Origin of the sequence: Streptomyces sp. NPDC059166, assembly GCF_042755185.1 — a bacterium.
Taxonomy (GTDB): Bacteria; Actinomycetota; Actinomycetes; order Streptomycetales; family Streptomycetaceae; genus Streptomyces.
Genome location: NZ_JBHZCI010000006.1, coordinates 218,113 through 228,778 on the forward strand (window position 1 = coordinate 218,113; position 10,666 = coordinate 228,778).

Consider the following 10,666-nt stretch of genomic DNA (forward strand, 5'->3'; position numbering starts at 1 on the left):
GACCTCCCCCGTCCACGAGATCTACAAGGCACCCGCTCATCCGTACACCAAGGGACTCCTCCGCTCGATCCCGCGCCTGGACCAGAAGGGGCAGGAGCTCTACGCGATCAAGGGCCTGCCGCCCAACCTGCTGCACATCCCGCCCGGCTGCGCGTTCAACCCGCGCTGCCCGATGGCGCAGGACGTCTGCCGCACGGACGTGCCCCCGCTGTACGAGGTGAGCGGGGAACGCCGGAGCGCCTGCCACTTCTGGAAGGAGACGCTCGATGCACGCTGAGGACGCGGCACACGGGAACGGCGGCGCGGGAGGGTCCACGCTGCTCTCGAAGGCGCGGCTGACCGGACGGACCGGTCCCTGGTCCGAGGGCGAACCGATCCTGGAGGTGCGCGGCCTGGTCAAGCACTACCCGCTGACCCAGGGCGTCCTCTTCAAGAAGCAGATCGGCGCGGTCAAGGCCGTCGACGGTGTGGACTTCGACCTCGCGGCCGGTGAGACGCTGGGGATCGTGGGGGAGTCCGGCTGCGGGAAGTCGACCGTCGCCAAGATGCTGGTGCATCTGGAGCCCCCGACCGGGGGCGTCATCCGCTACAAGGGCGAGGACGTCACCAAACTGTCCGGCCGGGCGCTGAAGGCTGTGCGCCGCAACATCCAGATGGTCTTCCAGGACCCGTACACCTCGCTGAACCCGCGCATGACGGTCGGCGACATCATCGGGGAGCCGTACGAGATCCACCCCGAGGTGGCGCCGAAGGGCAGCCGCAGGCAGAAGGTCCAGGACCTCCTCGACGTCGTCGGGTTGAACCCGGAGTACATCAACCGCTATCCGCACCAGTTCTCCGGCGGCCAGCGCCAGCGCATCGGGATCGCCCGCGGCCTCGCGCTCAACCCCGAGATCATCGTCGCGGACGAACCGGTCTCGGCCCTGGACGTGTCGGTCCAGGCCCAGGTGGTCAACCTGCTCGACCGGCTGCAGGCGGAGTTCGACCTCAGCTTCGTCTTCATCGCGCACGACCTGTCGATCGTCCGGCACATCTCCGACCGGGTCGGTGTCATGTACCTCGGCCGCATCGTCGAGATCGGGACGGACCAGGAGATCTACGACCACCCGACGCACCCCTACACCCAGGCGCTGCTGTCGGCGGTCCCGGTGCCCGACCCCGGTGCCCGTGAGCACCGCGAGCGGATCATCCTGCACGGCGACGTGCCCTCACCGGCGAACATCCCCTCCGGCTGCCGCTTCCGCACCCGCTGCTGGAAGGCGCAGGAGCGGTGCGAACGCGAGGTGCCGCTGCTGGCGGTTCCGGCGCCCCTCCGCGACTCGGCCACCCCCGCACGGCACGACTCGGCCTGTCACTTCGCCGAGGAGAAGCAGGTCGTGCCCCATGAGACGCCCGGCGCACCGGACGTGCTGCCGCCGCCCGACGGCACCGGCGAAGGGGAGGCGCAGGCGCCGGACGCGAGTGACGGAGAGCGATGAATGAGCCTCATGTCCGTTAACACAGAGGCAACTTGACTGTCGCCGCACCGATATACGAACGTCCCACCATAGAGAGCGTACGGCCGTGCGGGTGCCGTGAACCGGCCGGGGCGTTCATCACGTCGCCCCGGCCGGTTACCCGCGCCCCGGGCTCCCCGGAGGTCCTCTTGTCCAACCGCGGGCAGCGGTGGACCATCGACGGGTGATACTCACTCGGGGAGCACGCGTCACCGGAGCCGTCCTGACCGGCGTGCTCGCCGCCATGGTCCTGGCCTGGATCGTGCGCGACCTCCGCGCGGTGGGCGATCCGCTCGACCTGCCGCGCTACTGGGCCGGGTACACGGACACCCGGCCCGAGGGCCTCCCCGCCACGCTCAGCACCGACCCGGTGCTCCTCGTCGTGTACGTCTGCGCGTTCTTCGCCGCCCTGCGCTCCTCGGTGGCGGCTGCCACGCTCGTCGCCACCGGTCTGGTCACCGTCGCTCTCCGGCTGCCCGGCGTCTGGACCATCGGCGCGTCCTGGACGGACGAGCGGTACGGCGGGGAACTGCGCACCCGCGCACTCCTGGGGACGTTCGTCGCCCTGGCCGCTGGACTGGCCCTGGTCGTCACGGGCGCGGCGGGCCGCCGCAGGCCCGGCGATCAGTACGAGCGGCTGCCCACCAGGCCCGGCCGGGCCGCCGGAGCCGCGGTGTTCGTGGTGCTCGGCATCTCGGGAGCCGTGGTGATCGCCTGGGAGGTCCGCCAGTACCTCACCCTGCCCTCCGCGCTCTACCCCGACTGGTTCATCGGCGGACGGGTCATATCGATCGGGCTGACCGCCGCCCCGCCCGGCTGGAGCAGCGCGGTCCTGGCCGTGATCTGCCTGGTGGTGGCCTGGACCGCGCTCTTCCGCGCGGTCCACTCAAGGCCGCTCGGCATGATCGCGGCAGGATTCCTGCTGGTTTCGGGTGCCACGGGGATCGCCCGCGCCTTCCACCACCGGGTGATCGACCGGATCGGCGACCTGGGGACCGAGCAGCAGCTGATGGTCCTCACCTCGTTCCTCTTCGCCGTCGCCGGGGCGGTGGCCCTGCCGGCCCTGGCCCGCCGGGGTTTCGAGGACGTGGAGCGGCCACCCCAGGACGACCGCGGGTACGGCTACCCGCACACCGGTGATCCGGGGTACGGCTACCCGCACGCCGGTGATCCCGGGTACGGCCGTCCGCGGCCGGACGGCCGGGGATACGGCTACCCGCAGGCGAGTACGCCGCCGTACGGCTACCCGCAGGCGGGCGGAGGGACCGGGTCCCCGCCGCCGCCCGCGTCGCCGCCGCCCGGCTGGTGAGGACGTCCGGCCGGTGAACGCACGGCCGGCGACGACGGCCGGCCGGGAAGGGCCGGGCTTCACGCCCGGGGCAGCCCCAGGGAGCGCCTGAGGAAGTCCACCTGGAGCAGCAGCAGGTTCTCGGCCACCTGCTCCTGCGGGGTCATGTGCGTCACCCCGCTCAGCGGCAGGACCTCGTGCGGGCGCCCCGCGGACAGCAGTGCGGAGGAGAGCCGCAGCGCGTGCGCGACCACCACGTTGTCGTCGGCCAGGCCGTGGACGATCATCATCGGCCGCGCGGTGCCGGCCGGCTCGGAGAGCCCTTCGTCGGTCACCAGGGAACTGTGCGCGTAGACCTCGGGCTGCTTCGCGGGATCGCCGAGGTACCGCTCGGTGTAGTGGGTGTCGTACAGCCGCCAGTCCGTCACCGGCGCTCCCACGACGGCGGCGTGGAAGACGTCAGGGCGCCGCAGCACGGCCAGGGCGGAGAGGTAACCGCCGTACGACCAGCCCCGGATCGCGACCTTCGAGAGATCCAGCGGGAAGCTCTCGGCCAGGGCGTGCAGCGCCTCGACCTGGTCGTCGAGGGTCAGGGTGAAGTCGTCCCTGATCGCCTTCTCCCAGCCGGGCGAGCGGCCGGGAGCGCCCCGGCCGTCCGCGACGACGACGGCGAAACCCTGGTCCGCGAACCACTGGGACGTGAGGTGCGCGTTGTGCGCGGCGACCACACGGCGGCCGTGCGGCCCTCCGTACGGGTCCATCAGCACCGGAAGCGGACCGTCTGATTCCTGGTAGCCGTCGGGGAGCAGCACGGCGCACGGGATGCGCCGTGCGCCCCCTTCGGTCAGCCGGACCCTCGCGGTGAGGACCGGCTCCTGCGCGAGGTTGGCCACCGTCGCGATCCGCTTGCCGCCACGCAGCACCCGCACGGACGTCCCGTGGCTCTCCAGGGACGCCGACACCAGCACCGTCACCTCACCCGCGCGTACCGCGGAGTGCACTCCCCGGCCCTCGCTGACGCGCTCCACGCCCAGTTCGTTGACCCGGTACACGTGGCTCTGCCCCGTCTCCGGATCCGCCGCGCCCTCGCCCGCGGTGGCCTGCACCAGGATGTCCGACTCGCCGATGTCCAGCACCGCCTGGATGTGCAACTGGTCGCCGGTCAGCGGCCGGTCGCCGACCGAGAGCACCCGCGCGCCCCCCTCGTCGGCGATCCGTACGAGCCGGCCGTCCGGGGCCCACGCAGGCACCCCGGCGAAGAGATCCAGCCAGACGTCGTCCTCGTCGACATGCACGGTTCGGGTCGTGCCGGTCTCCGTGTCGATGGCCAGATGCAGCTGACTGCGCTGGTCACGGGCCTGCACCAGGATCAGCGGGGCACCGTTCGGCGACCAGTGCACCCGGGCCAGGTACGGGAACCGGCCACGGTCCCAGACGACCTCCGTGCGGGTCCCGTCCAGATCCGTCACGAAGAGCCGCACCTCAGCGTCGGCCGTCCCCGCCGCCGGGTAGCCCACCTCGGCCGGCCTGTTGCCGGGCTGCGCCGGATCGGCGATCCACCACCGCTGTACGGCGCTGTCGTCGACCCGGGCGACCAGCAGGCGGTCCGACTCCGGCGACCACCAGAATCCGCGGTAGCGGCTCATCTCCTCGGCCGCGATGAACTCCGCCAGGCCGTACGAGACGTGGTCGCTCTCCGGCTCGGCCACGGCCCGGTCGCCGTCGCCCTCCGCGCCCACCACCCGGAGCGCGCCCTTGGACACGTAGGCGATGTGCCGCCCGTCGGGAGAGGGGCGCGGATCGATCACCGGACCGGGCACCGGCAGGGCGCGCGCCGTGCCCGCGCGCAACTCCGCGACGAACGCCTTGCCGGAGTGCGCGAACGCGGCCAACTCGACGGCGCCGTCCACCGCGTAGCCCACGATGCCGGCCGACCCCTCCCTCGTCCGCTCACGCCGTGCCCGCTCCTGCGGCGACAGCCTCTCCGCCGAACCCCCCAGCAGGGCACCGGGATCGGCCACCACGCGCTCCTCACCCGTCACCGTGTCCAGGACCTGGAGCCGGTTGGCGCGGTCGGTGCCGGAGGCCGAGCGCAGGAACAGCACCCGCGTCCCATCCGGTGAGACGGTGAAGGCCCGGGGTGCGCCGAGAGTGAACCGCTGGGTCCGGGCGTGCTGGCGGGGAAAAGACAGCTTCTGCGAGGTCATGGCTCCGAACCTAGCCCGCGACCGCCGGTCCGTGCGCCCCTCGTGCTGCTGTGCCCCGATCAATGCGTCGGCACGGATAGTTATGATCCGTAGCGCTCGGTGGGTATATCCCCGCTGGCTCCATGTGTGCTGCCCGTCCCGACCGTACTGATGGAGGTGAACCGCCGTGGCACTCTCGATTTCGGCGGTGGTGCTGCTGGCGATCGTCGTCTTCCTGCTGATCCGGAAATCCGGACTGAAGGGCGGACACGCGGTGGTCTGCATGCTGCTCGGGTTCTACCTGGCGAGCTCGTCGATCGCACCGACCATCTCGGAGGTGACGTCGAACGTGGCAGGCATGATCGGGGGGATCAAGTTCTGACGCGGCGGGGGGCGCCCGGGAGGCCACCGGGCGCCCCCTCGGCAGCGGGGGGTTCGGCCCGAGGGGCGGTCTGCTCGTAGGCTGGTCCCATGAAGGACCTTCCCGCCCGCCGGCTGCTCCTGGTGCACGCGCACCCCGACGACGAGTCGATCAACAACGGCGCCACCATGGCCAGGTACGCGGCCGAGGGCGCGCACGTCGTCCTGGTGACATGCACCCTCGGTGAGGAGGGCGAGGTCATCCCGCCGGACCTGGCCCACCTCGCCGAGGACCGTGAGGGCGGACTGGGCGAGTACCGCGTGGGTGAACTCGCCGCCGCGATGCGGGAGCTCGGGGTCACCGACCACAGGTTCCTCGGAGGCCCCGGCCGCTACCGCGACTCCGGGATGATGGGCACCGAGCAGAACCACCGGCCCGGTGCCTTCTGGGCCGCGGACCTCGACGAGGCCGCCGCCCCACTCGTGGAGGTGATCCGCTCGGTGCGCCCCCAGGTCCTGGTGACCTACGACCCCGACGGCGGCTACGGCCACCCCGACCACATCCAGGCCCACCGCGTCGCGATGCGCGCGGCGGACCTCGCGGCCGACCCCGCGCACGACGCCGGGGCCGGCGCCCCGCACACCGTCTCCAAGATCTACTGGAACCGGGTGCCCCGGTCCGTGGCGGAGAAGGCGTTCGCCGGGCTGCGGGACACCGCCCCCGACGCCTTCCCGGGGATCGCCGAGATCGACGACGTCCCCGGGGTCGTGGACGACGCGGAGATCACGGCGGAGATCGACGGATCGGCGTACGCCGCCGCGAAGACCGCGGCCATGCGGGCCCATGCCACCCAGATCGCCGTCGACGGGCCCTTCTTCGCTCTTTCGAACGACCTGGGGCAGCCCGTCTTCACCACCGAGTACTACCAGTTGGTGAGGGGCGTGCACGCCGCCGCCGACGCGGAACGCGAGCGTGACCTCTTCGCGGGAGTGCCGGACGGGACATCCGCGGCCGGAGCGGGCTCATGAGCGGCCGGCAGAGGCCCCGCGCGGCGTCGCACTCGCCCCGTACCAACGCCCCGCCGAGGAGCCCCGGACCCACCGGGCTCGCCGAGCCGCCGAACCCGGCGCGCATCCCCTTGTACGTGGGCCTCGCGGTGGTGGGCGCGGCCGTCGGCGTCGCCGGCACCCTGGTCCAGGCCGCCCTCTTCCCGGGCGGCCTGCTGCTCGCGCTCGCCGCGGCCGCGGGGCTGTTCCACGGCGGTCGGGTGCTCGCCCGGAGACAGCTCGGCGCGCTGGCTCCGGCGGCGGGCTGGCTCGTCTCGGTCGTCGTCCTCCTGGGCGGACGGCCCGAGGGTGACTACGTCTTCGGTGCGGAGCTCGGCCTGATCCTCTTCATGCTCGGAGGGATGGCCGTCGCTGTGATCTGTGCCACGATGACGCGGCTGCCTCCTCCGGCCGGTGACACCGGCCGACCTGGCGAGTGATCTGGTATGTCCGCTCCCGGAATGTCCTTCCGCGTGGCGACGGGCGCGGCCTTGTTGCCACCTGGCGCGGAGAGTGTTGCGGTGACGGCCAGTATGGTGGTGCGCGCGCCGAGCCGTCCCCTGGCCTGCGGCATGGGGGAAGTACGGGCGGCGGAGCCAATCGGGAGAACCTGCTTTGAGTCGTGAAACTGACAGTTCGTCCTCCGGGCCCCAGGGGCGCGGCGGAGCCGCGTACCCCTCGGGTACGCCGCCGTACGGATCACGCCAGTATCCGTCGCTGCACCCGTCCCAGGACGGGCCGGAGGGAGCTCCGGAGCCTGCGGATCCGCCTCAGCCCGAGGAGCCCAGAACAGAGACGACGCTGACGACACGCGTCCGGATCAACATCCCGGGATCGCGTCCGATCCCCCCTGTCGTCATGCGTACGCCCATGAGCGAGACGGACCCCACCGGTGGGCGTCCCGACCCCGAGCGCACCGGCGCCACCCCGGCCCCCGGCGCGGCGGCTCAGCCGTCCGGCGGCTCGGCCGGCGCCCGTCCGGAAGCGCGCGACGCCGGACAGTCCGCGGACGGCCCGGCGGAGAAGCCGGCCCGCGAGAAGAGCGGCAGCGACTGGTTCGCGCCGCGCAAGGCCCCCGCCCCCGGCGCGGGGACCACACCCCCCGCGGGCACGCCCCGTCCCGGCCCCCAGGGTTCCGGCCCCGGTCAGGGCCCCGGCCCTCAGGGTCCCGGCCCCGGTCAGGGTGGTCCGTCCGGTTCCGGTCCGACGCCGCCCCGTCCGGACTCCCCCTTCTTCTCGGACGCCCCGCGTCCGGGCGCCCCGCGTCCGGGCGCCCCGCGTCCGGGGCGGAGCGCCCTCGACGACCTCGACGGCGGCGGGCCCGTCGGTCCGCGGCCCACGCCCGGCGCCGGAGGGCAGGGGCCTTCCGGCCCCACCACCGGCCCGGTCACCGGGAGTTCGCCGCTGACGCCGGACCTGGACCGTCTGCCCGGCGCGGGTCCGCAGGCGGGCCCCGGCGCACCCTCCGGCCCCCGGCCGCCCGGTGGCGTACCGCCCCGGATGTCCGACGACACCGCGATCCTGACCCCGCAGGCGCCCGCCCCGGCACCCGGCACGGGCGGCAACGTGCCCGGCGGGAACGTCTCGGGGGACACGCTCACCAGCGGTATCCCCGTCATCCCCTCGGAGTCCCGCTCCGGCTTCCCGGGCGGCCCCGGCGGGATCCGGCCCGAAGGCCCCACGGGTGGCGGTCCGGCGGACCAGGGTGCCCCCGCGCCCGCTCCCAGGCCCGCCCCGAAGCCGGCCCCGCCCGCCAGGAAGGGCCGCTCCAAGCTGGTCCTCCTGGGCGCGGGTGCCGTGGTCCTGGTGGGTGTGGCCTACGGCGCGGGCCTGCTGATGAACCACTCCGAGGTCCCCAAGGGCACCACGGTGCTCGGTGTCGACATCGGCGGCGGTACCAAGGAGGAGGCGGTCACCAAGCTCGAGGCCGCCTTCGGCAAGCGTGCCCAGGCGCCTCTGAAGCTGTCCGTGGACGGCAAGGCGGAGGAGCTCGACCCGGCGAAGGCCGGTCTCACCCTGGACAGCCAGGAGACAGTCCGCGGCGCCGCCGGCAGTGACTACAACCCGGTGTCCGTGATCGGCTCGCTCTTCGGCGGGGCGCGCCCGGCCGACCCGGTGATCCCGGTCGACGAGGAGAAGCTGGGCCTCGCCCTGAACGACCTCGCCGGGACGGCGGGTACGGCCACGGACGGCACGATCAAGTTCGAGCCGAACAAGGCGGTCGCCGTCCCGGGCAGGACGGGCCAGTCCCTGGACGTCGACCGGTCGATGGTCTCGGTACGGGACGCCTACCGGGCGCAGGTGCAGACCGGCAAGGCGTCCGTCGTCGAACTCCCGGTGGCCTCCCGCGAGCCCACCATCACCAAGGCCGAACTGGACCGGGCGATGAAGGAGTTCGCCGAGCCCGCGATGTCCGGTCTGGTGACCATCAAGGCGGGCCCCAAGCAGATCGACTTCGGCCCGGCCAGGTCGCTGCCGCAGATCCTGTCCATGAAGCCCGTCGACGGGAAGCTGATCCCCGTCTACAACACCAAGGCGATCGACACCCTGCTGGACGGCGTCTTCGACGGCGTCATGATCACCAAGGGTGACGGGCAGAAGCACGAGGTCTCGTCCACGGACGTCGCCCAGGCGATGCAGGGCGCTCTCCTCGGCAAGACACCCGCCGAGCGCACCGCCGAGATCGATCTGAGCGGCCAGGGCTGACCTCCCTCGCAGCGGTACCACCGCCTCCGCCCGGAGCCCGGGCGGAGGCGGTGCCCTGTTCGCCGGCCACGGAGGAGTGCGACCGATGTCCACCCGGTGGAGTCTGACGATCGACTGCGCGTACCCGAAGGCGCTGGCCGCCTTCTGGGCGACGGCGCTCGGATACGTGGAGAAGCCCCCGCCCGCCGGTTTCGCCGGATGGGAGGAGTGGCTCGCCCACCACGGCGTGCCCGAGGAGGAGTGGGACGACGGTGCGGCACTGACCGACCCGGACGGCGTGGGGCCCGATCTGTCCTTCCTCAAGGTGCCCGAGCCGAAGACGGTGAAGAACCGCCTGCACCTCGACGTGCAGGCCGGGGGCGGCCGAGAGACCCCCTGGGAGATCAGATGGCCGAGGGTGACCGAGGCGGTGAGCCGGCTGACCGCCGCGGGCGCCGCGGTGATCCGGGAGTACGAACTGGACGGCAGGCCCGACCATGTGCTGATGGCCGACCCCGAGGGCCACGAGTTCTGCGTGCTCTGAGCGGAGGGTGCCGCCGGTGAGGACGGACGGGAGCCCGGCCGCGGTGTGCGCGGCCGGGCTCCCGTGCTCGACGCGGCTCGTGCCGCCTGCCGGACTACGGGAAGGACACCACCTGGGAGGGGACGGTGTCCGTGCCCGCCGTGGGGGATCCGGTGTCGTTGATGACGTGTTCGTACTGCCCCTGGCCGCCGAGGGAGACGACGAGCAGATCGTGGAACTTCACCCCGGGCTTCACCGGGGCCTGGAATCCGTGCTGCTGACGGATGGTCGGGTCGACGTTGAAGTAGCAGTAGCTGCCCATGCCCCAGCCCTCGTGGGTGGTGACGGAGTCGTCGACCTTGTAGGCGGCGTACCCCTTGATGTCGCCGTTCTGTACAGCGGCCTGGTTCGGGGCGTCGTACGCCTTCTCGTTCTGGAAGAAGATCGTCTTCCCTTTCTCCCCGGACCACCGCACGTCGTACTTGTTGAAGTGCTCGACGAACAGCCCGGTGGCCAGCACGTCGTCGCCCTTGACGTGGACCCCGTAGTCGGCCCTGTTGGTCTCCCAGCCGACCCCGTCGCCGTGGTCGGCGCGCCAGACCCAGGTGTGGTCGATGATCGTGTCGTCGCTGTTGACGACGATGCTGGTCGTCGCCTTTCCGGGGCCCGCGCCGCCGATCCTCACGAACACGTCCTGCAGTGAGGTCGGGTTGGCCGAGTGGTCGGCGGACGCCCCGTCGGGGCCGACCTCCACCAGTGTCTCGGAGTTGACCGGTCCCGCGTCGACGAGGAGTCCGGCGAGCTTGACGCCGTCGACGTCTCCGACCTTGATCGCGGTGACCCCGTTGTCGGGGATGATCGTGGCGAGGCCGAGGCCGAGGGCCACGGTGTTCGCGCGGTCGATCTCGATCGGCTGGTCGACGTGGTAGACGCCGGGGGTGAACAGCAGATGGAGCCCTTGGTCCACGGCCGCGTTGATGGTCTGCGCGGTCGCGCCGGGCTTGACGACGTAGAACTGGCTGAGGGGGATGGACTCGCCCTGCGGGGTGCCGTTCCAGGAGACGCCGCGGGCGTTGGTGCG

General features: G+C 72.4%; 9 protein-coding genes and 1 pseudogene. 8 read left to right on the plus strand and 2 right to left on the minus strand.

All coding sequences use genetic code 11. The features are described 5' to 3' along the window. The 3 genes from ACFXOA_RS07175 to ACFXOA_RS07185 all read left to right on the plus strand — a co-directional run. Positions 1 to 277 (plus strand): oligopeptide/dipeptide ABC transporter ATP-binding protein (locus ACFXOA_RS07175; RefSeq protein ID WP_385023491.1); only part of this gene is annotated, 277 nt, incomplete at its 5' end. After that, the gene (locus tag ACFXOA_RS07180; RefSeq protein WP_385023493.1) at positions 267 to 1,478 is read left to right on the plus strand and encodes an ABC transporter ATP-binding protein; all 1,212 of its coding nucleotides are present in this window, start codon (positions 267 to 269) and stop codon (positions 1,476 to 1,478) included. The genes ACFXOA_RS07175 and ACFXOA_RS07180, both read left to right, overlap by 11 nt. Positions 1,479 to 1,680: 202 nt before the next feature. Next, entirely contained in the window at positions 1,681 to 2,805 is a 1,125-nt protein-coding gene (locus tag ACFXOA_RS07185; protein ID WP_385023495.1) for a hypothetical protein, read from the plus strand. Between the two features lie 59 nt (positions 2,806 to 2,864). Here the strand turns inward: ACFXOA_RS07185 and ACFXOA_RS07190 are convergent, their stop codons facing one another. Beyond that, the gene (locus ACFXOA_RS07190; RefSeq protein WP_385023497.1) at positions 2,865 to 4,991 is read right to left on the minus strand and encodes a prolyl oligopeptidase family serine peptidase; all 2,127 of its coding nucleotides are present in this window, start codon (positions 4,989 to 4,991) and stop codon (positions 2,865 to 2,867) included. 166 nt (positions 4,992 to 5,157) lie between these two features. Between ACFXOA_RS07190 and ACFXOA_RS07195 the strand changes: the two genes are divergently transcribed. The 5 genes from ACFXOA_RS07195 to ACFXOA_RS07215 all read left to right on the plus strand — a co-directional run bounded on the left by ACFXOA_RS07195 (position 5,158) and on the right by ACFXOA_RS07215 (position 9,606). Next, positions 5,158 to 5,352: a hypothetical protein gene (locus ACFXOA_RS07195; RefSeq protein WP_014154257.1), complete on the plus strand. Its 195-nt coding sequence runs from the start codon at positions 5,158 to 5,160 to the stop codon at positions 5,350 to 5,352. An 89-nt stretch (positions 5,353 to 5,441) separates the two neighbouring features. Further along, positions 5,442 to 6,359, plus strand: a complete 918-nt coding sequence (mshB, locus tag ACFXOA_RS07200; protein WP_385023499.1) for an N-acetyl-1-D-myo-inositol-2-amino-2-deoxy-alpha-D-glucopyranoside deacetylase — start codon at positions 5,442 to 5,444, stop codon at positions 6,357 to 6,359. Continuing rightward, a complete protein-coding gene (locus tag ACFXOA_RS07205) occupies positions 6,356 to 6,817 on the plus strand; it encodes a DUF6113 family protein (RefSeq protein WP_385023501.1) in 462 nt (153 codons plus the stop codon). The genes mshB and ACFXOA_RS07205 overlap by 4 nt, the downstream gene beginning before the upstream one ends. Before the next feature lie 175 nt (positions 6,818 to 6,992). Then, positions 6,993 to 9,083 carry a hypothetical protein gene (locus ACFXOA_RS07210; protein ID WP_385023503.1) on the plus strand — a complete coding sequence of 697 codons (2,091 nt, stop codon included), beginning with the start codon at positions 6,993 to 6,995 and terminating at the stop codon, positions 9,081 to 9,083. An 85-nt stretch (positions 9,084 to 9,168) separates the two neighbouring features. After that, positions 9,169 to 9,606, plus strand: coding sequence for a VOC family protein (locus ACFXOA_RS07215; protein WP_385023505.1), 438 nt, complete (start codon positions 9,169 to 9,171; stop codon positions 9,604 to 9,606). Positions 9,607 to 9,700: 94 nt separating this feature from the next. Here ACFXOA_RS07215 and ACFXOA_RS07220 read toward each other — a convergent pair. Then, positions 9,701 to 10,666 (minus strand): annotated as a pseudogene (locus ACFXOA_RS07220) (coagulation factor 5/8 type domain-containing protein); the annotation flags it as partial.

Coding starts and splice junctions, on each gene's coding strand:
- mshB (WP_385023499.1), top strand. CDS start 5,442: ATGAAGGACCTTCCCGCCCGCCGGCTGCTCCTGGTGCACGCGCACCCC.
- ACFXOA_RS07190 (WP_385023497.1), bottom strand. CDS start 4,991: ATGACCTCGCAGAAGCTGTCTTTTCCCCGCCAGCACGCCCGGACCCAG.
- ACFXOA_RS07215 (WP_385023505.1), top strand. CDS start 9,169: ATGTCCACCCGGTGGAGTCTGACGATCGACTGCGCGTACCCGAAGGCG.
- ACFXOA_RS07180 (WP_385023493.1), top strand. CDS start 267: ATGCACGCTGAGGACGCGGCACACGGGAACGGCGGCGCGGGAGGGTCC.
- ACFXOA_RS07205 (WP_385023501.1), top strand. CDS start 6,356: ATGAGCGGCCGGCAGAGGCCCCGCGCGGCGTCGCACTCGCCCCGTACC.